Annotated in this window: 20 protein-coding genes; 15 read left to right on the top strand and 5 right to left on the bottom strand. The window is 64.7% G+C overall.

All coding sequences use genetic code 11. From position 1 onward, the window contains the following. Positions 1-42: 42 nt before the first annotated feature. From SJY14_RS04095 to SJY14_RS04115, 5 genes are all read left to right on the top strand, one after another. Positions 43-369, top strand: coding sequence for a hypothetical protein (locus tag SJY14_RS04095; protein ID WP_396599852.1), 327 nt, complete (start codon positions 43-45; stop codon positions 367-369). Between the two features lie 451 nt (positions 370-820). Next, positions 821-1,234 carry a hypothetical protein gene (locus tag SJY14_RS04100; RefSeq protein ID WP_396599853.1) on the top strand — a complete coding sequence of 138 codons (414 nt, stop codon included), beginning with the start codon at positions 821-823 and terminating at the stop codon, positions 1,232-1,234. 64 nt (positions 1,235-1,298) lie between these two features. Further along, positions 1,299-2,216: a hypothetical protein gene (locus SJY14_RS04105; protein WP_396599854.1), complete on the top strand. Its 918-nt coding sequence runs from the start codon at positions 1,299-1,301 to the stop codon at positions 2,214-2,216. Continuing rightward, a complete protein-coding gene (locus SJY14_RS04110) occupies positions 2,213-3,496 on the top strand; it encodes a hypothetical protein (protein WP_396599855.1) in 1,284 nt (427 codons plus the stop codon). The genes SJY14_RS04105 and SJY14_RS04110 overlap by 4 nt, the downstream gene beginning before the upstream one ends. Continuing rightward, positions 3,493-4,170, top strand: a complete 678-nt coding sequence (locus SJY14_RS04115; protein ID WP_396599856.1) for an ABC transporter ATP-binding protein — start codon at positions 3,493-3,495, stop codon at positions 4,168-4,170. Before SJY14_RS04110 ends, SJY14_RS04115 begins: the two co-directional genes overlap by 4 nt. Positions 4,171-4,585: 415 nt before the next feature. Here the strand turns inward: SJY14_RS04115 and SJY14_RS04120 are convergent, their stop codons facing one another. Both SJY14_RS04120 and SJY14_RS04125 read right to left on the bottom strand, forming a co-directional pair. Beyond that, positions 4,586-5,506 (bottom strand): HNH endonuclease, encoded by a 921-nt coding sequence (locus SJY14_RS04120; protein WP_396599857.1) that lies wholly within the window; start codon positions 5,504-5,506, stop codon positions 4,586-4,588. Continuing rightward, positions 5,422-6,957 carry an AAA family ATPase gene (locus tag SJY14_RS04125; RefSeq protein WP_396599858.1) on the bottom strand — a complete coding sequence of 512 codons (1,536 nt, stop codon included), beginning with the start codon at positions 6,955-6,957 and terminating at the stop codon, positions 5,422-5,424. Before SJY14_RS04125 ends, SJY14_RS04120 begins: the two co-directional genes overlap by 85 nt. Before the next feature lie 270 nt (positions 6,958-7,227). On the opposite strand from SJY14_RS04125, the gene SJY14_RS04130 reads away from it, so the two are divergent. The 3 genes from SJY14_RS04130 (at position 7,228) to SJY14_RS04140 (ending at position 12,016) form a co-directional block, all read left to right on the top strand. Next, complete coding sequence (locus tag SJY14_RS04130; RefSeq protein WP_396599859.1) at positions 7,228-9,879, top strand: restriction endonuclease; 2,652 nt, start codon at positions 7,228-7,230, stop codon at positions 9,877-9,879. Positions 9,880-10,389: 510 nt separating this feature from the next. After that, positions 10,390-11,562, top strand: coding sequence for an SIR2 family protein (locus tag SJY14_RS04135; protein WP_396599860.1), 1,173 nt, complete (start codon positions 10,390-10,392; stop codon positions 11,560-11,562). Between the two features lie 211 nt (positions 11,563-11,773). Continuing rightward, positions 11,774-12,016, top strand: coding sequence for a hypothetical protein (locus tag SJY14_RS04140; RefSeq protein ID WP_396599861.1), 243 nt, complete (start codon positions 11,774-11,776; stop codon positions 12,014-12,016). 290 nt (positions 12,017-12,306) lie between these two features. Here the strand turns inward: SJY14_RS04140 and SJY14_RS04145 are convergent, their stop codons facing one another. The 3 genes from SJY14_RS04145 to SJY14_RS04155 all read right to left on the bottom strand — a co-directional run bounded on the left by SJY14_RS04145 (position 12,307) and on the right by SJY14_RS04155 (position 14,542). Then, positions 12,307-13,677 (bottom strand): thioester domain-containing protein, encoded by a 1,371-nt coding sequence (locus SJY14_RS04145; protein ID WP_396599862.1) that lies wholly within the window; start codon positions 13,675-13,677, stop codon positions 12,307-12,309. Positions 13,678-13,854: 177 nt separating this feature from the next. After that, entirely contained in the window at positions 13,855-14,088 is a 234-nt protein-coding gene (locus SJY14_RS04150) for a hypothetical protein (RefSeq protein WP_071256291.1), read from the bottom strand. Between the two features lie 43 nt (positions 14,089-14,131). Next, positions 14,132-14,542 (bottom strand): ester cyclase, encoded by a 411-nt coding sequence (locus SJY14_RS04155; protein WP_071256292.1) that lies wholly within the window; start codon positions 14,540-14,542, stop codon positions 14,132-14,134. A gap of 213 nt (positions 14,543-14,755) precedes the next feature. Between SJY14_RS04155 and sucC the strand changes: the two genes are divergently transcribed. The 7 genes from sucC (at position 14,756) to SJY14_RS04190 (ending at position 24,936) form a co-directional block, all read left to right on the top strand. After that, complete coding sequence (gene sucC, locus SJY14_RS04160; RefSeq protein ID WP_055974887.1) at positions 14,756-15,919, top strand: ADP-forming succinate--CoA ligase subunit beta; 1,164 nt, start codon at positions 14,756-14,758, stop codon at positions 15,917-15,919. A gap of 15 nt (positions 15,920-15,934) precedes the next feature. Continuing rightward, the gene (sucD, locus tag SJY14_RS04165) at positions 15,935-16,822 is read left to right on the top strand and encodes a succinate--CoA ligase subunit alpha (RefSeq protein ID WP_043594275.1); all 888 of its coding nucleotides are present in this window, start codon (positions 15,935-15,937) and stop codon (positions 16,820-16,822) included. Positions 16,823-17,013: 191 nt separating this feature from the next. Next, the gene (locus tag SJY14_RS04170; RefSeq protein ID WP_396599863.1) at positions 17,014-18,414 is read left to right on the top strand and encodes a DUF6350 family protein; all 1,401 of its coding nucleotides are present in this window, start codon (positions 17,014-17,016) and stop codon (positions 18,412-18,414) included. A gap of 80 nt (positions 18,415-18,494) precedes the next feature. Then, the gene (gene purN / locus SJY14_RS04175; protein ID WP_396599864.1) at positions 18,495-19,088 is read left to right on the top strand and encodes a phosphoribosylglycinamide formyltransferase; all 594 of its coding nucleotides are present in this window, start codon (positions 18,495-18,497) and stop codon (positions 19,086-19,088) included. Then, entirely contained in the window at positions 19,085-20,749 is a 1,665-nt protein-coding gene (purH, locus tag SJY14_RS04180; protein WP_396599865.1) for a bifunctional phosphoribosylaminoimidazolecarboxamide formyltransferase/IMP cyclohydrolase, read from the top strand. Before purN ends, purH begins: the two co-directional genes overlap by 4 nt. Positions 20,750-21,178: 429 nt before the next feature. After that, entirely contained in the window at positions 21,179-23,014 is a 1,836-nt protein-coding gene (locus SJY14_RS04185; protein WP_396599866.1) for an ABC transporter ATP-binding protein, read from the top strand. After that, the gene (locus SJY14_RS04190) at positions 23,011-24,936 is read left to right on the top strand and encodes an ABC transporter ATP-binding protein (RefSeq protein WP_396599867.1); all 1,926 of its coding nucleotides are present in this window, start codon (positions 23,011-23,013) and stop codon (positions 24,934-24,936) included. Before SJY14_RS04185 ends, SJY14_RS04190 begins: the two co-directional genes overlap by 4 nt. The last annotated feature ends 10 nt before the right edge of the window (positions 24,937-24,946 follow it).

Below are 24,946 nucleotides of genomic sequence, written 5' to 3' on the forward strand. Positions count from 1 at the left end.
TCCGACCGTCCGGTCGGCATCTCAGAAGAAGGGGATCACCTCATGGCCACTGTCACCGTCACCTACGACGACCTGCGTACGCAGGCCACCCAGCTGCGGAACGGGCAGCGCGCGATCGAAGACCAGCTGGGCCAGATGAAGTCGCAGATCGACAACCTCGTCGGCTCGGGGAGCGTTACCCCAGAGTCTGTTCAAGCAATTCCGGCGTTCCAGGGGCTCGACTGCGAGGGGCGGGCTGAAGTCACTTCGGGGACAGCGGGGCCAAGTTCGAGGCCAGCCGCGACGGCTCATTTCTTAGACGATGCGGCGAAGGAAGGCGACCATGAATTTCTGAACTTTCTCGAGTGTTTCCATGCCGGCGGTCTCTGATGAGTCGGAGTGTGTCCTGTGGCCAAGTGGCCTATCCGTTCTCGGCAAAGCGATGACCAGGGGCTCGCGTACGCCGGTAAGTCTCTCCTGTTAGTAGGGAGTACATCGATCCCTTCGTCAGGTGTTCTCTGGTGGGCAAATTTCAAGGTTGCAGTTCCTGCATAAAGGGGAGTGATGCCAAAGCGCCTCGGCAAGGCGGCTCTCTGAGCGCTTATGGGAACCCCTGCGGAGTGGGCAAGGTCGCCTCCTTTCGTCGCTTCAGCGGGGGCACGGGGGAGAGGTTTTCCCGTCACGGCCCTCTTGCCCAATGGGCAATCTATCTAGTATGAATGTATCGGCGCAGCTGAGTGCGCTGCTGGGGAATCTTCAGTCGTCCGACCATGCTCCACGTCGGGCCGAATTCGAGGCCTATCTCCTTGCCCGAGGTAACCAAAATGATTGGAAAGTCCAGATGAAGAAATTCAATATTTCGCTCGCAGTTGCTGCGATCACGTTCGGGGCCCTTGCCCTTCCGGCTGGCGCAGCGAGCGCCGCCGACCTGGGGGGATGGCAGGAGGGCTCTGGCGCCTACTCGACGGCCCCGAGTGAACTGAGCGTCAGCGAAGTGGCTCCCTTCGCTTCAGTACGACACACGGGTCAAGCCGAGGAGAAAGTCGTCAGCGGCACCACGAATAAACGTGCCAAGGGATGGACGACGTGGGTAGGCGTGTATCACTACACAACGGCTCAGATGGAGAGAAGTGGATCGGTTGCCACAAGCTCGGGACGTCAGTGGGGCACGAATGGCACCCAGGCGATTTCACCTTGGTTGAAGGCCACCCCGAACCTCGGTAAAGGCTCAGCTCGCACTTACTACGGCAGGTAGGCCCTCAGGGCGGGAGGGCGCCCGCCCTTCCGCCCTGATCACCATCCACTCCCGGAGGAATCTCATGGCCCAGCGAAACCTTTTCTTAAGCGTGATGCTCTTGTCACTGTTCAGCGCGCTCGGTGCCGGCCTAAGTGTGTACGCCGCAGTTCGCGGCGCGGTTGCGCTCGAGGGGGGCAACCTTCGCAGTGCGACGGCAGTAAAGCTCGATTCGTTCGAAAATCTTGATGGGCTCGAGAACGCTGGGGTTGAAGTCTCTGGGCGCTTGTTGACGGATCTGGACGACAGCGGAAGATTTCGAGCAGTTCGCACGCTCGGCCATCCGGCGCCGTTGCCTATTCATGAAGGCAGGCAAATTCGCGAAGGCGAGGAGGGCGTTGCTCTCATCGGTGACCAAGTGGGGGCCCGTTCGGATCACGGGCGGCAGTACATAGATTACGACGGTCGGGCATTCGTGGTGGTCGGTCGGCTCGGTGTTCGTGCTGACAGTGGGCTCGCCCACGACGTTCTGCTTCAGGACCGAGGCCTTGTCGATATCGACGGGCCTGTCCTCGTCGATATTGAGGGGGGAATCGAAAGCCTGGATGGCTTTGGGACGACTGGGGCTACATCGATTGACGGAAGGACAGATCAACGCACCAATATTGACTATGTTTCGCCGATCTTGATCGTTTGTGGGTGGGGACTCACTCTCGTCGGTGCAAGTGCGTCCGGGCTGATCATCGCAAACTTCTCTAGGCCTGTCGCGACACTGCATTACCAGCTAGGTCTTCGGCGCATGCGTGTGCTGCTGCTAGCCATCCTCCCAATTGCTCTGTGGGCGGCCGCACTCTTTGTCGCGGTCTGGTCGATAGCCCTCGCGATGGCGGGTGCGCTGCGCTCACCCGTGGCGTTCGGCGCCTCCGCGGCAGTCCCTCTGGCCCTATGCGTCCTTGTCTTGGCGGGGGTTCTCGGCGGTTCCTTGTGGAGAAGCGAACCATGAAGGCCTCGTCGCTGTTGCGCAGCACCTATGGACGTTCTGTGGCAAAAACTTTCGTGCTCGCCTTCCTCATGACTAGCATATATAATGTAATGAGCTTCTCGACGTCAACTCAGGCTGCAATATCTCGCAGTTTTGATGAGTCGGCGAAGGTGGACATGTACAGCCTGACCGATCGACTGACCGATCCAGCACTGTTCGAAGGGTACCGGCGAAATTTAGCGAACATCGAGAAGGTCACCCGTTTCTACGACTACCTCGAACAGAACGCTCCCGACGGTGTCCAGCTGCTCTCTGCATTCGACCAAGCTATGCCGGTCGCCGACTTTGCCGGCGGTGAGACCTTCGAGCACGGATACGGAACTGGGGCAAGAACCCAGGGGCCTTATGAGGATCCCATCCTCGGCAAGAGCGTTGTGAACGTTAAGTCCATGCAGCTGAGTCGCAGCACATTTGACTTTTACAATCTCGCCGAGCAAGACGGCACCGAGCTTGACTGGGACGGAGTTAATTACGACGGGGCATCAATTCCAGTGCTCCTAGGGGATAACTACAAAAGTGTATATGCTGTCGGCGATCAACTCACTGTCGACTACTACTCTAAGCCCACCCAAATGAGGGTCTCAGGCTTCCTGCCTCCGAGCGCCTCGATGTTCTATCAGGAGAACCTCAATTTTTTTCTGGACGACTATCTAGTCGTTCCATACCCCAAAAGCATCACAGGTATGGCGACTGCGCATCAAGACTTCTACGGCATTCTCGCTTTCGCGATGCTGAATGCCAACATCGCCGTTGATCAAGCGCAACCTAGTGGAGCCGTTTTCAGGGCACTTGAATCAGCGGCGACATCCTCACAATTCGACCATTACGCCTTGCTAAGCGTGCCGGGTTACTTGACACAATTCGCTTCGGTCCGCGCGCTGGTTCAAGAGAACTTCGCTTTAGTGGTCACAATTGAGATATTAGTGGCGGCCGCAGCAGTAGTCGTGAGCGCCGTCCTCACGAGCAGTGCCATCCGACGCCGCGAACGGCGAATTCGCGTTGCCTGGCAGCTCGGAGAGAGTCGTAGTGACCTGCTGCGAGCAATGCTCGCCATCGTTGCGGTTGAGTACGCCGCGCTCACAGTCGCATTCCTGACAATCACGCAGCTGCTGCCGAATCACGATTCCAGTGCACTAAGGCTTTGCCTCGGGTTCATCGCCCTGTTTTCGGCAGCGGAAATGTTGCACCGCCGCTCGTGGCTGCAACACGACATCCAATACCACCCAAGGAGCGAACTATGACCGAACTCCTCGCGTTGCAGTCCATCAAGAAAAGTGTTCGCGAGCCCGACGGTTCTGTGCGCCGTCTCTTCGAAGGCCTGGACTTCACCATGTCATCTGACGAACGTGCGGTCGCACTTCTTGGGCGAAGTGGCAGCGGCAAGACGACGCTGCTCCGAGTGGTCGCCGGCTTAGACGCTCGTTATGACGGTTCGTATGTCTTCCAGTGTGTCCTTCAGCCTAAGCGCCTCGATCCGCTGGCCGATCATCGACGCATGCACATTGGGTTGATCTCACAGTCCTACGACTTGCTTGATGACTTTAGTGTTGAGCAGAATGTGCGCCTCGGCGCGCGCGGGCTTCGGGACTCAAAAGCCCGAACGGTTGAAGCTCTGGGTTTAGTCGGTCTCGACAGGATGAGCAAGAAGCGAGTCACCAGGCTTTCCGGTGGGGAGGCACAGCGCGTCGCGATTGCGAGGGCGATCGTGAAGCGTCCCGCTCTAATACTTGCAGACGAACCTACCGGTGCACTCGACGAGGACACAGAGGGCGAAATCCTAGATCTCTTCACATCCCTGCAAGCAAATGGCATGAGCTTCATCATCGCGACCCACAGCTCTCGCGTGGCAGCTGCCTGTGACCGACGTGTAACACTAGTTGACCGCCGCCTGGCCGGGTGTGCGAGGGAATTTTAGCGGGCGATCAAGACGCCCTTCGTTAGCGGTGGGACCACAACGCACCGCTAAGTTGTCAATTAGGGCAGGGGGGTTAGGGGGACGTGCTCGTCGGATAGAAGCCCTGCCGGCCCACCTCGCTACTACCAAAGAGGAAAATGGTCGCGCTGACCCCGTCATCGACCTTAGGCGGGGTCCGATTCCTGAGTTCCACGGTCCGTAGGTCGCTCGTTGTGAGGTAGGCGTAGAAGGCGCGAGAGACCGTCGAAAGCGTCCTTGCCTATTGTGGCGAGGTCAGACGAGGCGCCGCCTGTCGCTGCTTCGGCGGCATCGTGTTGCGGCGCGTTGTCTGCGCCGATCTCGGGGTCTCTGTACGTCAGCATGGGTGTGTCCAGAACGAGGAATCCGGGGTGGGGTAGAGGCTTGACTCGTGGCTCTAGCGGAACCCGCCCGACCTAAACCACGAACTGGATGCCCACGAGTCGTATGCCACGGCATTCCACGAGTTGTAGCGGTGCGCCCTGTGGCTCCCTGATCTCCGGCGTAGCGCCTCTCGCACTGCATCTGGACCGCCACTATTCAGCAGCCACGTCAATTCGTCCCTGATCCCACTCCGTTCGTCTGCGGCCTGGGCCGCAAATAGTTCAGCCAGACCCAGCTCGTCGAACTGGAATCGGACTCGGTTGTACAAAGTCGTCGACCACGTCGGGCAATGTCGGACAGAGAATACGATCGATCGTTGCATCTCGTCCGGCACGCTTCCGACGAGCCAGGGATCTCGGCGAATGTCCTCGAAATATGGATGGAGGAACAATTCGTCAGGAACTGCGGCTTGCCGATCCTTCTTTCGTTTATTGCAGACGGAACAAGCAGGAACCAGATTGGCGGGGGCCGTAACCAGTGCGAGGTAGTGGGCCTTTGGAAGGTAGTGGTCAACGGAGGCCACATCCCGGTGGCCGCACATGGGGCACCAATCGGCGGAATCGTAGATCGCCTGATAGATCGGGCGCCCAGGAGCGTCCTCGTCCACCATGCGATCGTCATACATGGCCACCATTTCTCGTTTTGTGAGCCCGCCGGGGCCAATGCTTGTCGGGGTGGGGACAAGGTGTGTTTGGCCGGCTTGAACGGACAAGATGAAGTCAGAAGCAGCGGCGTCTATCTCGTCAACCGCATCTGCAGCTCTTCGAGCAAGTTCCGCGTTGCGAATGCGAGAGATGCACAATTCATAGGCCTCTCGTGCGGAGGTCGTGGGTGGTGCCAAGTAGTCCATCACGGTGCTTCGCCGACCCCACTCGAAGTGCTGCGCGCATCCCGTGTATCGACGAGAGCATCTATTAGGGCGCGCGCTTCCCATCCGACCTCGCCCTTGAACTTCTCAACGATTTCCAGAGCGGACCGGCCGTCTTCAACTTCCTCTCGGATGAGTCGGTGGAACCCCGAAGCCGTGACTTCCAGTCCAAATACGTCTCGAGTCAGCTTTCCGACGTTCTCACCGAACGTTTCCTCACGCGGAGGCTTGGCCTTAACGACGGTTCCCTTTCGGCGGATGATGTAGACGCACCGGCGGGGAACCTCCTGCAGGATGACTGGCGAGTGGGTGGCAACGATGCCAACGCCATTCCTGTCGATGAGCAAATCCGACAGGGCGCGGGTGAATGCCGAGAGCAGCGGCGGATGCAAATGGGCCTCGGGTTCGTCAAGCAAGACCAAGGTCTTTTCCTCAACAGTCTCCACCAGCCGTGTGATTGTCAGAAGCACGATTTTGTGACCGGAACTCAGTCTTCCGAACAACTTGTGGGCGGCGGAACGAAGATCTTCTGGACTATCCGCAAATGCGGTCAGGTCGGAGACATTCGCTTCAGCGAAAAGGGGGTCCGCCTCGAGAACATCTAGGGCTCTGGACCAACGATCCAGCTTGGGGCCGCTTGAACAATTGAGAGCGCTTTGTGCGAAGTCTGCCGATAACTGCTCTGGAGTTTTTGGCGCCTGCCTGTCGTCGACGGGCCCGGAACGCCTCTTGAGGCCGATGTATGAGTACCGCATTCCCTCCGATCGATCCCGCCGGTCTTGCAGGGGCGTGAACGGGTCGAAGGCGCTAAAGGTGACGGACACCAAGTTTGCGAAGAGGCCCTCCCCGTCGCTCGTGCCCTCGAAGCTGCCGTGCTCATCGGGATCACCGAGAATAAGAGAGCGGCACATGGCGTTGAGAAGCGTTGTCTTCCCCGCACCGTTGCGCCCGATGAGGACATGGAGGTTGGTCGGTGGGAAAGATTCCGGTTGGACCTCGAAGGCGAGTTCCAAATTGCTGCCGGAGGTCGACTTTGGGCGTCGTCTTCCGCCCTGAAGACGGCTGGAATCGGGCGCCCTATACAGGAACGAATACGCAGTGAGGGGCACTCCGCCGTGGCTTAGCCGGGCGAACTGGCCCACTACTACCGACGGTGGCACGTTCCGCAGCAGCGAGTTGCCCATGACCGGCTCTGAGCGATGGGCATCGAAGAGAGAAGTATCAAAGGCAACATCCTTGAGCGCCTGGAGTACCTGGTCCCTTATCGATCCTCCCAGACTGCTCAGATTCTCGTAGTAATCCCGGTCTTGGCCGAGGCTAAAGAACTCGTCGTCGAGCTGCTCGAAGCTGTCGGGGAGCGGGGGAGTACCGCTTTCCAAGGCTGCAGAACCGAACTTGACGTATCCGACGCTCGTTACTTTCCCATCATCCGAGACATGAGATAAGTGGAAGAGCGTCTCCCATTTCCACCAGTCATTCCAGGAGTCAATCAGCAGATAAAGTCCCGGCGCCGGCACCGGCTCTTGCTTTGGTGTACCTAAGAAGAATCGCAACTGTCCCCCTTCAGCTACAGAGCACGTGACACTAGAAGGCGCGCACTAGACGCTTCGAGACTAGAGGGTCGCCGTGTAACGCGGGAATTGACTCTCGCGCCTGCGCCTCGCGTGATGTTATGCGTGCTGTCAGTCGACTAAGCCTCGAGTGTGCTGTTTACTGTCCACGTGACTGGGCTTGCTCTCCGACCAACTACCGTTCTCGTTCTGGCGACAGGCGAAAGCCCGGCAGCCGTGTCGAACGCGCGTGGGCACCTTTTCGAGAAGTTCGTTGGCAGCTTGCTTCATGCTTACGGGTACGAGAAGCCGACGACGAGCACTTTTAACGTGATCTCGAACGGCATCGAACTCGACGTTGTGACGGCCACTCGGTTTGACGGGCGGGTGGTCATGGCTGAATGCAAGGCTTATACCAGCGCGGTCGCGGCGAAGGAACTGACAAATTTCTACGGAAAGCTGAACGTCGAGAGGCTCTCCAAACCCGGAGTTTTTGGCTTGATGATGGTCCTACCGGGCCTGACTCAAGACGGTCGAGCTTCCGCACGGGCCATCCGAGACAAGGACGAGCACTTCCGCTACATGGACGCGGAAGCGATCGTGGAGGCGCTGAGGATGGAGGGCCTCATTTCCACGGCTCCGGAAGGGGTCGACAACCTAAGCGACCTTGCGATCGTGGTTACGGAGCAAGCCACGGTCTGCGCTGCGATTGAGATCGATGAACACACGAGGACCCCGCGGCGAGTTCTAACGTGGGCGTCTAGCGGACGCGTCCCCGCCCCGACAATCGACTTGATTGCAGCAGATAGTTATGCCCAGGGGTTACCAGTTGTTGATGCTCGGGCGCATTCAGGCCCACCCCCAGTCGAATCGATGCCGGAATCCGTTGTGCTCGTTCCTGTGGCTTCTTCCGTTGAGGACTTTCAGTACCAATTACCCGCCGGCCCCAAATTTTTCGTCGGTCGCAAGACCGCGCTGGGAGAGCTAGGGGGAGAAGTCGGCACCAAACAAACAACGCTGATTCTTAATGCTCAATCTGGCTGGGGGAAAAGCAGTCTGGCTCTCAAGTTCGCAGAGCAGATAGACCGAATGGGCGGTTCCGCCACAGTCATGGATGCCCGCACGGCTTCAAGCCCTCGCTACATAGTCGAGGTCCTCCGGAAGGCAGTAGAAAAGGCGGCCTCCAAGGGTGTCCTTGTCATGCCCGATGAGGCCAACTGGGCGAGCCTGGTCAGCGGAATCGAAACCGTAAGTAGGGCTCAGTGGGCCGATCCAAAAAAGCCGGTTTTGGTCTTCTTTGACCAGTTTGAGAACGTCTTTCAGTCCGAATCTCTTACGAGGGCGTTCCGCGATCTAGCGCTGAGTGCACGATTAGTCGAAGGTCCGCTCATTCTGGGGTTTGCCTGGAAGACCGATCTCGTGGGTTGGGTAGAGGGCTACCCGTATCAGCTCCGCGACGAAATTCGAAGCGTAGCTCGGACGATAATCGTGGAACCGTTCGGTTCCGCAGAAGTCGGAACGATTCTCAGCCGACTCCAGGTTCAGGCCGGCGTCAGTCTTGGGCTCGACCTTAGAACTCGCCTGCGTGAGTACAGCCAGGGACTGCCTTGGCTACTCAAGAAACTCGCAGATCATGTTCTCCGTGAGCTGCGCAGTGGTTCAAGTCCAGAACAGCTTCTGGCCGAGGCTCTAAACATTCAGACTTTGTTTGATGCTGATCTCGCTGAACTTGGCCCTCAATCCGTAGAGATCCTTCGGCACATCGCCCGCTATGCACCGATACCCGCCGGCGAAGTGACGGAGCGATACGCGCCAGACGCTGTCCAATCTCTTGTCGACCGACGACTCATCGTTCAGGTAGGTGACCGGCTCGACACCTACTGGGACACGTTCCGTGACTATCTAAACACCGGCCGTGTGCTCCTTGAAGACTCGTACATCTTGCGGCTCGCACCTAACCAGGTTGCACGCATGCTGCCCCTGGTCATGGGGAATGGCGGAAGCTCGTCTGTCAGCGTCCTCGCCGCAGGGCTTAACACGAGCGACAACGTCATCTTCAACCTTTCGAGAGAACTGCGCCTTCTCGGAATTGCTGTCTACGAGCCACTGATGGTCAAGCTTGTGTCCGAGGTGGTGAGCGCGTCCGATCCCGAGGCCGCCGTACTTAGCCGCGTTGCAAGCTCCCTGAGGCGCCACAAGGCCTACAGTGCGCTCGTGGAACTGGCGACGAAGCATGATGGCTACGTCAATGCGGAACTCTTCGGTGCGATGCTCCCCAGTTTGTTCCCCGCCGTTTCGGGTAGGCCAAGCACGTGGGCTACCTACGCGCGGGTGTTCCTTTCGTGGTTCGACTACGCAGGTTTGACCTCCCGGCAGGGGAACAGGTTCCTGGTCCAACCAGGGGCCGCCCGAACGAGTGCGCAGCGTCTTCTTTCGACACGGTCAGCCATGCGCTCACGTCCGGGCATACCTCAATCTGCTCCTCGCGCGAGCCTCGAACTGCTTGCGAAGCTCGGGCGTGGGGAAGACGTCATCATCTCTCCGGAGAAGAAGTGCGAGCGAGGCGCCATTCGCACTCTCGCCGCACTTGGTGCGGTCGTGGTGGATGGCACAGGTCGAGTGGCGCTGCACGTGCCATCTCTTGTGGATGCAGGCGGATCGGTCGAACCAGCCGAGCTTCGAAAACTTCTTATGGCCCGACCTGGTGGGGCTGCGGGGTTAGCCCACCTAGAAGCTGATCCGGGTGTCAAACCCGCTGAAATTGGCGCCACGCTTCGGCGCGAGATAGATGCAAATTGGACCCCAAGCGTGACGCACAGCATTGGTGGCTATTTCCGGGCTTGGGCTCGAGCAGCCGGCGTGGCCGTCGTTAGGCCCGCTCGGGCTTAGCAAGGCCAAGCGTCGCAGTGAGACTTCTCGTTTCGTCAACACGCTCCGGGCCGCAAAGGCCTAAATTTGTGGTGAGCTGCGCGGCCAGGTTCAGGCGTGAAGTGTCCTCGGTTTCCGCTCCACGGAGGGCATTGCGTCGCCTAGATCGCTGCTCCTCGAACAACGGTCTAACAGGGTAGAGCCCCGTCCAAGTGAAGGTGTCGAGGTCCAGGATGCCGACGTTGCCCGGCATCGTGTCTCGGCCAAGGGAGTACACCGCCGCCCGTCAGGCAGGCGTGCCTCGGCGCGTTCGTGCAAGTGCCCGTGGAACAAGAGGGGCGGCTGAACTTAGTTCCAGAGCGCGGTGACGATTCTTCGCGTGCTGTGTGACGCGTCAAAGCAGCGTTGACTGTATTGCTGGTACTCGGGTCGGGCGATGGTGGCGTCAACCTCCTGAGTGCCTCCAATGACCGCTGGCGACTGCGCCTTGCACCTCTGGCAGACAGCAGACAGCAGAGCAAGAATAAGACCGTGAAGAAAGTCGTTGTCTTAGGAGCGGGATTTTCGCGAGCCATTAGCGAGCGCATGCCGCTCATGGTTGACCTGCGGGACCAATTTGAAAGCAGGCTGCACCTACGTGACACGGTCTTTGAACCGTTCGGTGATGACGTCGAGGCGTGGCTCGCTTACCTCGCGAGTGACCAGCCGTGGCTCAGCGACAGCGAGAATCAAGGTAATCGGGCGCTATTCTCCAAAGCAATAGATGTGCTCTATGACGTCATCATCAAGGCGCAAGAGCACGCGGACCAAACCCAGCCAAGCTGGCTCGATCGCATGTCCTGGCAGTGGTCTCACGAGAATGTAACCGTCCTGACTTTTAACTACGACACGTTGCTTGAATCGGCCTTTACGAGGGTTGGGTGGGCCCACACAGCATCTGCGTTCTACGCCGCACCCCTGACTGAAAGGCACCCCATCGGCTCGTCAGGGTTCCTCTCTGAGGCCCCACCCCGGCGTAGGGTCCCGACCGTACTCAAGCTTCACGGGTCGGTCAATTGGTGGCACGGAGGTAGTAATGCGCCCCTTACTGAGCAGATGGTGTACAACCCACGACCCCATGCGCGAACACGGTCTGAATTTTTATTCGCCGATTTGCAGCCGTTCCTAGTGCCTCCCACCAGCATCAAGAACAGCTACTACGGAAGATCGGGTCTAGTCACCCAGTGGCGACTGGCGGCCCAGGCCCTACGTGCCGCCGATCAGGTTGACATCATTGGTTATTCGTTCCCCGCAAGTGACCTGCCCACCCGGACATTTCTCAGCAGCACGATTCGACCGGACGCGCGGCTTCGGGTCATCGACCCGTTCCCACGGGACGGCGCTGCGAAGAGCGCCATGCCAGGGCGCGAAGTAGGCCTTGTTCATGCGAGCGCTCAGGTCTTTGCTGAAAAGCATGCAGGCACTCGGGTGAGTGCCTGGTATTCGCAGCAGGACGATGGCCAGTACCTACTGCAGATAGAGGAAAACGGGGCGCTCCGTACATCGCTGATTCCCAACACCCCACAGCCTGATGAAGAGCTTCGGCGCAGGCTCGTTGACGATTACGGGCCGCAGGAATACACAAGCACCGGGGGGCGAGGACCCTCTCACGCTTGGTCTTCCACAGTGGAAGTCTTCCTCCCCTCGGACGATGAATGTGAGTAGTCACTCAGCTGTCCGGCTTGGCGGCCACCGCCAGCTTCATCCTCTCGCGGTGAGTGTCAAAGGCCTGATCGGGCAAGCATCAGTTTGGTATCGGACGTGCGCATCTGAGCCGTCTGGCGCGAGAAACCTCAAAGATGATGGCCGTTTCGCTTGTGCAAATACTTCTGCGAATTCCTAGGCATTGACTCCCGATTAACGCTTGAATGAGGGCATGAGGAATAACGGCTACAACATGGAACACGGTGAATCTTTCGATCCCGCCGAGCAAATACAATTTGATGAGGCGCAGGAGCAAGAGTCGAACAGGGTTTACTTCGCCAAGAAAGTCGAGACTTTGGAGAAACGTGAGCGGGAGCTGTCGAGTGAGCTTGCTAGCGTCGTTCAGGAGTTGGAAGAAGCCCGGAGCGAGAGTGCTCGCGCTGGCGAGCCCAGGTGGAACAGAAGCAACGGCTAGTGGTAGGCGGCCTTTGCGGCAGCTAGCCGCACTCCAAGACTGGGGCCGATGGGTCTGTCTAGTCGCTTGTCAGGACACAAACCGTGTCTTTGAAAGGTGACTCGTTACTAGCAGAATGTAATTGGGCGATAATATCGAACTACGCCACCGCCCTCTGTTGCTCAGCGCGTCGCTAACATCGCCGAGTGCCCATAGGGCATATCGGCGACCGCGCAGGCCCGTAGCAGTGGCGTTGCACGAGCGAACCTCGCATATCGCTTCCGCTCTGGTATATTAGAACGAATCAATCACTACGGCGTGCGCCGAATCACGGCAGCGCACACGAAGCCGTTGAATAATCTACGGGCGGTGCGGCTATCGACGAACCCCCAGATGCTCGCACCGGAACGAACGGCGGCGTCGAGGCCCGACGCCGTCCTCGCTTCTGCGGCTGCGGCAAGCTCCACGGCATCGGTGACGTTTATCCGGCCTCCTACAGGATGCTCGTAGTGGGCCGTCGTCAGACCTCTGCGGGCACCGTCGTCTAATCGTGGCGTGCTCTCGAATCTGCGGACGTTAAAATCATTGACGGACTGCCCGTGACCAGCCGCGAGCGCACCGCTGTCGACCTCCTCAGCGATGAGGATGATGTTTCCATTGCAGCCGACGCCCTTCGCGATGCGCTGTGGGGCGACCAAGAGCCCGTCACCGGGCCGCACGCCGAGCGTCACCTGGTCGGTGACGATGGTCCCCGCCTCGGCGAGGCTGTCGCTGGTCACCGTCGAGACGCTCGGTCGGAAGGGAAGGGGCGACAACTGCTCGACACTCGCGGCTTCGGAAGCCGAGGCCGCCACCCCGCCCGAGAAGAGGATCATCTGCGAGCCTGCGGGGCTGTTCCCCACCGTGGTCACCCGTCCGTACGGCAGGTCGACGAACTCGACCGAGGCGTTCACGATGAGTTGAGCAGCGTCACCGGTGGCGGTGACGGGCACGCTCTCGCCGTTGCGGACGAGGGCCGTGGTCGAACCGTCCTCGAACACGGCTCCGTCCAGGGTGACCGTGCCCGCATGCGTGGGCTCGAGGGCCGTCGGCCCACCCGTCACGCGGTCGACCGTGAGGTCGGGGCGGATGAGCCCCGTGCCGTCGTCCGAGAGCTCGACGGTGATCGATGCCGCGACCGACTTCGACGCGGCGGACGAGGCCTCGGCGAGCATCTGGTTCGCGCGTTCGAGCACGATCGGCCACCGCTCGTTGGCACGGCCGGCGTAGTAACGCTGCGTGTGGCCGTTCAGGCCGGTGATGGTCCAGACCGCGAGCTGTCCCGCGGCGGCCGTGTCGGCGTCGGTCGTGCCACCCCAGGTGCGGACGATGTAGGCGAGGCGCGCGTGGCCGTCGGTCGAGACGCCGATCACGTCGCCAACCGTGGTCGTGTCGTAGTGGTTGCCGACGGGCGAGCTCTTGCCGGCTTCGAGGCAGAACGCCTGGGTGCCGTCGTCGAGTCGGTACGTGCCGAGCCACGAGGCGTTGTCGCCGCGCCAGAGGTGGCCCGGGCCGAGTCCCGTCCCGGTGACGGCGGCGGCCGGGGCGTGGCCGAGCAGGCCGACGACGACGGAGAAGAGCAGGGCGAGGGCGAGGGCGAGGCGCCGTCTGGGGGGATGGAGGGCGCTGTGTGGTGAAGTCATGCACCGACGATCGGGCAGCGACCCCGGCTGCCGAGGGCGGCACCGCGCCTCCTGTGCGCGGATGACGACGGCGACCGCCAGGGGAGGAGCCGTGACGCGACCACGGCCCCGCCGCGACGCGACGACGCCCCCGCCGCGAGGTGCGGCGGGGGCGTCGTCAGACGGTGGTGACCGAGGTCACTCGGTCTCGTCGAGGTCGATCTCGTCGCCCTCGAGGTCGTTCGAGGCGTACTCGGGCGAGCCCTCGCGGGGCGCGCCGCCGGTCGGGCCGTCGTTGCCCTCGCCGACGCCGGGGAAGACCGTCTCGCCGGCGACGGCGTCGTTGGTCGCGATCTGCTCGGACTCGGCGAACTCGTCGGCCTGATCGTAGGGCTGGTCGCCCGATGCTGCGGGGGTGTTGATGTCGCTCATGATGCGTCCTTCCGAAGGCGGTGCGGGGTGGTGGGAAAGCGGCTCAGGCCAGGCCGAGCTGCTGCTTGAGGCCGGCCTCGTCGGTGGCGCCCCAGCGCTCGACCAGCAGGCCGTCCTCGTCGAAGCGGCCGACCTGGATGCCGCGCACGGTGAACGACTTGCCCGTGGGCTCGGCGCCCTGGAACGTGCCCGTGTGCGTGCCCGAGATCGTGAAGACCGCGGTGACGTTCTCGTCGTCGGCGACGAGCGTCTCGACCCCGAGGTCGGCGTCGGGGAAGGCCGCGAAGAACTCGGTCCAGAAGGCCTGGATGCCCGCGAGGCCGGCGGGTGCGTCGGGGGCCGGGTCGTGGTCGACGACGTCGGCGTGGAAGCCCTCGCCGAGGCGGTCGATCTCACGGGCGGTCAGGATCTCGCCGAGGCGTTCCTGCGTGGCGAGGTTCTTCTCTTTCGACATGCGTGTCTCCGTTTTCTCGTTCTGTCGGGATGCCTCTCGTCTACTCCCCAGGTCATCGGTGGCCGCCGATGCTCACAGCAGACGCGACGCTCGGCGTACCCCTCGGGTCGCCCGCTAGGCTGACCGCTGGCCCATATGTCTTCATGTCGAGATGGCTCGATGTCGAGACGGATCATGGTGAGACGACGCAGCGATGCGGATTGGAAGAACAGCGTGGATCTTTTCGAGTACCAGGCCAGAGACCTGTTCGAGCAGTACGGGGTTCCCGTGTTGCCGGGCATCGTGGCCGACACCCCCGAGGAGGCGCGAGCGGCGTCCGAGAAGCTGGGTGGCGTCACCGTCGTGAAGGCCCAGGTCAAGGTCGGCGGCCGCGGCAAGGCCGGCGGCGTCAAGGTGGCGAAGACCCCGGACGACGCCGAGGCAGCAGCGAAGGACATCCTCGGGCTCGACATCAAGGGCCACGTCGTCAAGCGCGTGATGATCGCCGGCGGCGCCCAGATCGCCCGCGAGTTCTACTTCTCGGTGCTGCTCGACCGCGCCAACCGCTCGTACCTCTCGCTCTGCAGCGTCGAGGGCGGCATGGAGATCGAGCAGCTCGCCGTCGAGAAGCCCGACGCGCTGGCGCGCATCGAGGTCGACCCCCGCTCGGGCATCGACCTGGCGAAGGCCACCGAGATCGCGAAGGCCGGCGGGTTCCCCGACGAGCTGATCGAGAAGGTCGCGCCCGTGCTGGTCAAGCTCTACGCGGTCTACGAGGGCGAGGACGCCACCCTCGTCGAGGTCAACCCGCTCGTCCTCACCGAGCAGGGAGACATCGTCGCCCTCGACGGCAAGGTCTCGATCGACGAGAACGCCGAGTTCCGTCACCCCGGTCACGCCGAGCTCGAGGACGCCGACGCGGCCGACCCGCTCGAGGCGAAGGCCAAGGCCGCGGGCCTCAACTACGTGAAGCTCGACGGCGAGGTCGGCATCATCGGCAACGGCGCCGGGCTCGTCATGTCGACGCTCGACGTCGTCGCCTACGCCGGCGAGGCGCACGGCGGCGTGAAGCCCGCCAACTTCCTCGACATCGGCGGCGGAGCGAGCGCCGAGGTCATGGCGGCGGGGCTCGACGTGATCCTGGGCGACGCCCAGGTCAAGAGCGTCTTCGTCAACGTCTTCGGTGGCATCACCGCCTGTGACGCGGTCGCCAACGGCATCGTCGCCGCCCTCGGCATCCTCGGCGACGCGGCCACCAAGCCGCTCGTCGTGCGACTCGACGGCAACAACGTCGACGAGGGTCGACGCATCCTGGCGGAGGCGGCGCACCCGCTGGTCACCGTCGTCGCGACCATGGACGAGGCTGCCGACAAGGCCGCCGAGCTGGCTTCGAAGTAAGGACTGCAGAGAACAATGTCGATCTTCCTCAACAAGGACAGCAAGGTCATCGTCCAGGGCATCACCGGCGGTGAGGGCACCAAGCACACCGCCCTCATGCTCAAGGCAGGCACCCAGGTCGTCGGTGGAGTCAACGCCCGCAAGGCCGGCACGACCGTCACCCACGGTGACGTCGAGCTCCCCGTCTTCGGCACCGTGACCGAGGCCGTCGCCGAGACCGGCGCCGACGTCTCGATCGTCTTCGTGCCGCCGGCGTTCGCCAAGGACGCCGTCGTCGAGGCCATCGAAGCCGAGGTGCCGCTCGTCGTCGTCATCACCGAAGGCATCCCGGTGCAAGACAGTGCCGAGTTCTGGGCCCTCGCCAAGGCCAAGGGCGGCACGACCCGCATCATCGGTCCGAACTGCCCCGGCATCATCACGCCGGGCGAGTCGCTGGTCGGCATCACGCCCGCCTCGATCTCGGGCTCGGGCCCGATCGGGCTCGTCTCGAAGTCGGGCACCCTGACCTACCAGATGATGTTCGAGCTGCGCGACCTCGGCTTCTCGACCGCCATCGGCATCGGCGGCGACCCGGTCATCGGCACGACCCACATCGACGCCCTCGAGGCGTTCGAGGCCGACCCCGACACCAAGGCGATCGTCATGATCGGCGAGATCGGTGGCGACGCCGAAGAGCGTGCCGCCGACTACATCAAGGCGCACGTCACCAAGCCCGTCGTCGGCTACGTCGCGGGCTTCACGGCCCCCGAGGGCAAGACGATGGGTCACGCCGGGGCGATCGTATCCGGCTCGGCCGGCACCGCCCAGGCCAAGAAAGAGGCACTCGAGGCCGCCGGCGTCAAGGTCGGCAAGACGCCGAGCGAGACCGCGGCGCTGCTCCGCGAGGTCTACGCCTCCCTCTAGGGGCCGACCCGCGCCTCCTCGACGGGCGTGTTCGTCACGGCCGGTCGTCCTCGGACGCCCGGTCACGACGGACACGCCCGTCGTCGTCCGTGTGGCCCGGTGCAGGCGCGGCACGGGTGCCGACCGGTGTCGTCGTCGTGGGCGGCGGGGCAGCAGGCCGGCCCCGGTCGGCACCGGTACAGTCGCTCGCGATGAACCGCCCAGTCACCGCCCTCTTCTCCGCGCTCGAAGCCCTGCTCGTCGTGGCCATCGGCGTCGGCATCCCCCTCGTCGTGCTGACCTCGCTCTGGGCGTTCCAGTACGGCCTGCAGATCGACTGGATCGTCTTCTGGCGAGCGGCCGTCGACTCGTGGCTCGTCGGGCACGGCGCCGACCTCACCGTCCAGCTCAGTGCGGACGCGGCCGCGGCGACCGGCATCGCCGGGGCCGACGCCCCCATCGTCGTCTCGCTGGCCGCGCTCGGCTTCGCCCTGCTCACGGTGCTGATGGGGGTCCGCGCCGGCCGTGCCGCCGCCGAGACGGCCCACCGCACGATCGGTGTGCTCGTCACGATCGGCACCTTCGCCCTGCTGTCCCTCGCCCTGGCGGCCTCGGCGCAGCACGAGCTCGCGCGCCCGTCGTTGTGGCAGGGCACCCTGCTGCCCACGCTCGTCTACGCCGTGCCCGTCGTGGCCATGGCCGAGGTCACGCGCCGCCGTCGGGGCGAGTCCGCCGACCCGGTCACCGGTGCCGTCATCGGCCTGCTGTCCCGACTGCCCGGACAGGTGACCGGCATCGCAGCCGCCGGGCTGCGTCTCGGGGCCGTGGCCGCATCGACCGTGCTCGCCGTGTCGGCCCTGATCGTCTCGGTGCTGATCGTGACGAACTACGCCGAGATCATCACCCTGTACGAAGGCGCGCACGGCGGGTTCCTCGGCGGGCTCGCGCTGACGCTCGGACAACTGGCGCTGCTCCCCGACGTCGTCGTCTGGGCGGCGTCGTGGCTGGTCGGCCCCGGCTTCGCCATCGGCACCGGGTCGTCGATCTCGCCCCTCGGCACCGCCGTCGGTCCGATGCCCGCGATCCCCTTCCTCGGCGCCCTGCCCACCGCCGACCTGACGTTCGGGTTCGTCGGGCTGCTGGTGCCGGTCGTCGCCGCGTACGTCTGCGCGACGCTGCTGAGGCCGAAGCTGCAGCGGATGCTCGCCGGGCACGGAGTCGACGACCTGGTCCGCCGCATCGTCGTCGCGGTCGTCGGCGGGCTCGTCGGGGGAGTGCTGCTGGGCCTGCTCGCCTGGGCGGCCTCGGGCTCGGCCGGGCCCGGGCGACTGACCGAGGTCGGACCCGACCCGCTGCTGGTGGGCGGGTTCGCGGCGCTCGAGTTCGCCGTCGCCGGCGTCTTGGCGATGGTCGTGACGCCGCCGAGGTTCGCGGGTCCGCGGGCCGAGACGACGCCGGACAGGTCCCGGACGAAGCGGCACGACGATGCGGGTGTCGACTCGACCGCGACGACCGCGACGACCGCGACGACCGCGACGACCGGGCCCGTGTCCGTACCCACCCCCCGGCCCGACGGTGACGACACCGAGCGCATCGAGGGCATCACGCGCTGACGTCGTCGTCGTCCGCCTCACGACGGACCCCTGTCTCCGCCGCCCCACGGTGCGCGTGCCCGGCCCGCTAGGCTTGCCGGGTGCTGAAGCTCGTGGTGCTCATCTCCGGTGGCGGCTCGAACCTCCGGGCGTTGCTCGAGGCCGCGAGCGACGCCGAGTACCCGGCCCGAGTGGTCGCCGTCGGCGCCGACCGTGAGGCCGACGGCTTCGAGCACGCCGAACACTTCGGGGTGCCGACCTTCTCGGTCGCCTTCTCGAACTTCGCCGACCGTGCCGCCTGGGGCGACGAGCTGCTGGCCCAGGTCGAGCAGTGGCAGCCCGACCTCGTGGTGCTCAGCGGGTTCATGCGGCTCGTGCCGCCGCGGGTCGTCGCGGCCCTCGCCCCGAACCTGATCAACACGCACCCCGCCTACCTGCCCGAGTTCCCCGGGGCGCACGGCGTGCGTGACGCGCTCGCGGCCGGGGTCGAGCAGACCGGCGCCAGCGTGATCGTCGTCGACGAGGGCGTCGACAGCGGCCCGATCCTCGCGCAACGCCGCATCCCGGTGCTGCCCGGCGACGACGAGTCGTCGCTGCACGACCGCATCAAGGTCGTCGAGCGCGAACTGCTCGTGCAGACCGTGCTCGACATCGCCAACGGAACGATCTCTCTCGAACAGGAGCCCACCGCATGAGCGGCCACGCCATCGACCCCAGCCTCTACCGCGACCGTGACGCCGTCCCCGTGCGACGGGCGTTGATTAGCGTCAGCGACAAGACGGGCCTGCTCGACCTCGCCGCCGCGCTGTCTGCTTCCGGCGTCGAGATCGTGTCCACCGGTTCGACCGCCCAGACCATCCGCGACGCCGGCCACGCCGTCACCGACGTCAGCAGCGTCACCGGGTTCCCCGAGTCGCTCGACGGGCGCGTCAAGACGCTGCACCCCGCGGTGCACGCGGGCATCCTCGCCGACCTGCGTCTCGAGTCGCACGAGGCCCAGCTGGCCGAACTCGACATCGCCGCGTTCGAGCTCGTCGTCGTCAACCTCTACCCGTTCGTCGAGACCGTCGCGTCGGGTGCCGACGTGCCCACCGTCATCGAGAACGTCGACATCGGCGGGCCCGCCATGGTGCGGGCCGCCGCGAAGAACCACGCCAACGCCGCGATCGTCGTCTCGCCGACGAACTACCCGCAGGTCGTCAAGGCACTCACGCTCGGTGGCACGACCCTGGCCCAGCGTCAGCGCCTGGCCGGCGAGGCCTTCGCCCACACGGCCGCGTACGACACGGCAGTCGCGGCGTACTTCGCCGCACACGTGGGTGTGCGCGCCGAGGCCGACGCGTCCGCCGGGGCGACCGGCGCCTCCTCGTCCGTCGTCGACCAGCAGGAGGCGCGGGCCGGCTTCGAACGCACGGTCACCCTCTCGGCCGAGGTGCAGCACACCCTCCGCTACGGCGAGAACTCCCACCAGGCCGCGGCGATCTACGCGACGCCCGGGGCGCACGGCATCGCGCAGGCGACGCAGCTGCACGGCAAAGAGATGTCGTACAACAACTACGTCGACGCCGACGCCGCCCTGCGCGCCGCCTTCGACTTCGACGAGCCCGCCGTCGCGATCATCAAGCACGCGAACCCGTGCGGCATCGCCGTCGCCTCGCCCGACGCCGTCGACGCCATCGCCGACGCGCACCAGCGGGCCCACGCCTGCGACCCCGTCTCGGCGTTCGGCGGCGTCATCGCGGCCAACCGCACCGTGACGCGCGCCATGGCCGAGACCGTCGCGGACATCTTCACCGAGGTCGTCATCGCCCCGGCGTTCGACCCCGAGGCCGTCGAGATCCTCAGCGCGAAGAAGAACATCCGCCTGCTGACCCTGCCCGCCGACTTCGCTCGCGACGTCCGCGAGGTCAAGCAGATCTCGGGTGGCCTGCTCGTCCAGGACGCCGACCGGTTCGACGGCTTCACGTCCGACGGCTGGACGCTGGTCGCCGGTGACGAGGCCGACGCCGCGACGCGTGCCGACCTCGAGTTCGCCTGGAAGGCCTCGCGCGCCGTCAAGTCGAACGCGATCCTGCTCGCCTCGGGCGGCGCCTCGGTCGGAGTCGGCATGGGCCAGGTCAACCGCGTCGACTCGTGCCACCTCGCCGTCGACCGCGCCGGCTCGCGCGCCACCGGGTCGGTCGCGGCGTCCGACGCGTTCTTCCCCTTCGCCGACGGCCTGCAGGTGCTGCTCGACGCGGGTGTGGCCGCGGTGGTGCAGCCCGGCGGGTCGATCCGCGACGACGAGGTCGTGGCCGCGGCCAAGGCCGCCGGCGTCACCATGTACTTCACGGGCGAGCGCCACTTCTTCCACTAGGTCGTCGTCGACGAGGTCCCGGAGGCGCGGGTCGCGTCGTCCGTTGATCCGAACGATTCCGTCTTGCGGCGGAGTCGACGGCACGCATATCCTGTAAGGCTGCTCACAGCCGGTCGGACACGACCGCACGGACGGACGACGACACTCAGGAGGACATGATGACGACGACGACACTGACCACGGTGGGCACGGCCACCGACGGTGCTCGCGTGGGTCGCGCCTCCTCGGCGTATCCGAGCCCGGCGCCGATCATCTAGACGAGACGGTCCGCCGCCCACCGGCACCACTCCGACACCTACGCCCGGCGACGTCCCGGGCGCGACCGCGCGACCATGCGTCCTCCCCGGACGGTCGCCGCACCACCTTTCTCCACAACGGGTCAGCGCTCTGCGCCGTCGCCTGTGCCAGATCACGACACTTGGATCACCCATGTCTCAGAAGTTCTCGTCCGCCCGTCCGCCCGACACCGCGAAGCGCCCCTCGACGGTGCAGTCGCTCACTCGGCTGTACCCCTACGTCAAACCGGCCCTGCCCCGCATCGTGCTGGGCATGGTCGCGGCCCTCCTCGCCGCCGTCGTCGCCCTGCTGATCCCCCTCGTCCTGCAGCTGCTCGTCGACGGACCGCTGTCGAGCGGTGACCGGTCGCAGGTGTGGCCCGCGTTCGCCGTCGTGCTGGGCCTCGGCGTCGCCGAGGCGATCATGATCGGTGCTCGTCGACGACTGGTGCTCACCCCGAGCACGCACGTCGAGGCGACCATGCGCAACGCCCTGTACGCCAAGCTGCAAGACCTGCCGGTGGCGTTCCACGACCGGTGGCAGAGCGGTCAGCTGCTGAGCCGGTCGGTCAGCGACCTGAGCCTCATCCGTCGCTGGCTCGCGTTCGGCGTCGTGCTGCTCGTCGTCAACGTGCTCACCATCGTCGTCGGCTTCGTCGTGCTGTTCTGGTACAGCTGGGTGCTCGGCCTCGTCTTCCTCGTCGCGTCGTTGCCGGTGTTCTTCGTCAGTTTCGCCTTCGAGAAGCGGTACTCGATCGTCGCCCGTCGGTCCCAGGACCAGGTCGGCGACCTGGCGACCAGCGTGGAAGAGAGCGTCCACGGCATCCGGGTCCTCAAGGCCTTCGGTCGCGGCAAGCACTCGCTGCGCGAGTTCGCCAAGCAGGCCGAAGACCTCCGGGGGACCGAGATCGAGAAGGCGAAGGCCATCTCGAAACTGTGGCTCTGGCTGCTGCTCGTGCCCGACGTGGCCTTCGCGCTGTGTCTGCTCGGCGGCGTGTGGCTCGCCGCCGACGGTCAGCTGACCGTCGGCCAGTTGTTCGCCTTCTTCGCTACCGCGACCGTGCTGCGTTGGCCGGTCGAGTCGATCGGCTTCCTGCTGTCGATGACCTTCGACACCCGCACGGCCGTCGACCGCTACTTCGAGGTGATGGACAGCGAGAACACGGTGACCGACCCCGAGAACCCGTCGACGATCGCAGAACCCCGCGGCCGTCTCGAGTTCAAGGGCACGCACTTCCGCTACCAGGACTCACCGGCCCAGTTCTCCGACCTGGTCAACGGGGTCGACCTGGTCGTCGAGCCCGGCGAGACGATGGCCCTCGTCGGTCTCACCGGCTCGGGCAAGACCACGCTCCTGTCGCTCGTGTCCCGGCTCTACGACGTCACCGGCGGGCAGGTCCTGATCGACGGCGTCGACGTCCGCGACCTCAGTCGCGAAGAACTCCGCCGTCACATCGGCATGGCGTTCGAGGACGCGACGCTGTTCAGCGCGTCCGTGCGCGACAACGTGCTGCTCGGTCGCCCCGATCTCGCGGACGACCCCGACGAGGCCGACCGGGTGATGCGCGAGGCCCTCGAGATCGCCCAGGCCGACTTCGTCGAACGATTGCCCGAGGGCGTCGACACCCGGGTGGGCGAAGAGGGGCTCAGCCTGTCCGGCGGACAGCGCCAGCGCCTCGCGCTGGCACGCGCCATCGCGGCCCGCCCGGCCGTGCTGGTGCTCGACGACCCGTTGTCGGCCCTCGACGTCGACACCGAAGCGCGCGTCGAAGCCGGTCTGAGGCGCGTGCTCGCGTCGACGACGTCCCTGATCGTCGCCCACCGACCGTCGACGGTCACCCTGGCCGACCGGGTCGCGCTGCTCGAGAACGGCACGGTCACCGCGGTGGGCCGCCACTCCGACCTCATCGCGAGCAACGAGCACTACCGCTACGTCATCTCGTCGCTCGACGACGACTCCACCACCAGCCGAGAGCAGGTGCTCGCATGACCGACACGACACTCGAGGACGACCGTCCCGACCGTCCGGCAGCAGCCGACGGCCCCGTCGAGCGCGAGGCGCTCGACGGACGCACCCCCGCCGAGAAGCGCGCCGAGCAGGGCTCGACGACGCAGGGCGTCCGCGGCGAAGAGCGCGAGAACTTCACCAAGGACGAGAGCAAGAGGCTGCGCCGTCGTTCGCTGCGCCTCCTCGGCTCGCTCGTGCACCCGCTGCGCTGGCGTCTCGCACTGATGGGCGTCGTCGTCGTGATCAGCACGGCCTCGCAGGTCGCGGGGCCGGCCCTGATCGCGATCGGCATCGACACCGCCCTGCCGGCGCTGATGGACGACCAGGACTGGGCGCCCGCGATCCTCGTCGTGGTCGCCTACCTGGTGACCGGTGTGATCGGTGCGGTGCTGATGGCTCAGTACACGGTGCTGTCGGCGCGCATCAGCCAGGCGATCCTGTTCGACCTGCGCAAGCGTCTGTTCCTGCACACGCAACGGCTCAGCCTCGAGTTCCACGAGACCTACACGTCGGGCCGCATCATCTCGCGCCAGACGAGCGACCTGGACTCGATCCGAGAACTGCTGGACTCGGGCATCAACCAGCTCGTCTCGGGTCTGCTGTACATGGTCTTCACCGCCGTCGCCCTCGTCGCGCTCGACCCGCAGAGCGGCCTCGTCCTCGCCGTGGCGCTCGTGCCGCTCGTGGCGTTGACCCGGTGGTTCCAGGTGCGCTCGCAGAAGCTGTTCCGCGCCACCCGCGTCACGAGCGCCCGCGTCATCGTCCACTTCGTCGAGACGATGACGGGCATGCGCGCGGTGCAGGCCTTCCGCAAGGAGGCGCGCAACGAGAAGGAATACGCCGGTCACGTCGAGGACTACCGGCAGGCCAACTCGAAGGTGTTCACGTTGTTCGGCACCTTCGACCCGGGCCTGGTGCTCATCGGCAACGCGACCCTCGCGGCCGTCGTGCTCTTCGGCGGCTTCCGGGTGATCGACGGTTCGCTCGAGATCGGCGCCCTGCTCGCGGTGGCGCTCTACGCGAAGCGGTTCTTCGACCCGGCCGAAGAGATGGCCATGTTCTACAACGGCTACCAGTCGGCGTCGGCCGCGCTCGAGAAGATCTCGGGCGTGCTCGAGGAGCAGCCGAGCGTGCCCGACCCGACGCGTCCGGTCGACCTGTGGGACGCCAAGGGGCAGGTGCACTTCGACGACGTCGAGTTCGCCTACAACGCCGACACGGTCGTGCTGCCTGGCTTCGACCTCCACGTGCCCGCGGGTCAGACCATCGCCCTCGTTGGGTCGACGGGGGCCGGCAAGTCGACGTTGGCGAAGCTCATCTCGCGCTTCTACGACCCGACGCGCGGGGCGGTGACGCTCGACGGCGTCGACCTGCGCGACCTGCACCCGAAGGACCTGCGCCGCGCGATCGTCATGGTCACGCAAGAGGCCTACCTCTTCTCGGGGTCGGTGGCCGACAACATCTCGCTCGGCAAGCCCGACGCGACACGTGACGAGATCGTGCGGGCGGCGAAGGCGGTCGGGGCGCACGAGTTCATCGAGGCCCTGCCCGACGGGTACGACACCGACGTGAACAAGCGCGGCGGCCGGGTGTCGGCCGGGCAACGTCAGCTGCTGTCGTTCGCCCGGGCGTTCATCGCGGACCCGAGCGTGCTGATCCTCGACGAGGCGACGGCGTCGCTCGACATCCCGTCCGAGCGCATGGTGCAGGAGGCGCTGCAGACCCTGCTCGCCGATCGCACCGCCGTCATCATCGCGCACCGCCTGTCGACGGTCGCGATCGCCGACCGGGTACTCGTGATGGAGCACGGCAAGATCGTCGAGGACGGCACCCCGGACGACCTGATCGCGGGCACCGGCCGTTTCGCGCAGCTGCACGCGGCGTGGCGCGACTCGCTCGTGTGAGATCGCGGCT

This window comes from Frigoribacterium sp. R86507 (assembly GCF_044597695.1).
Classification (GTDB): domain Bacteria; phylum Actinomycetota; class Actinomycetes; order Actinomycetales; family Microbacteriaceae; genus Frigoribacterium.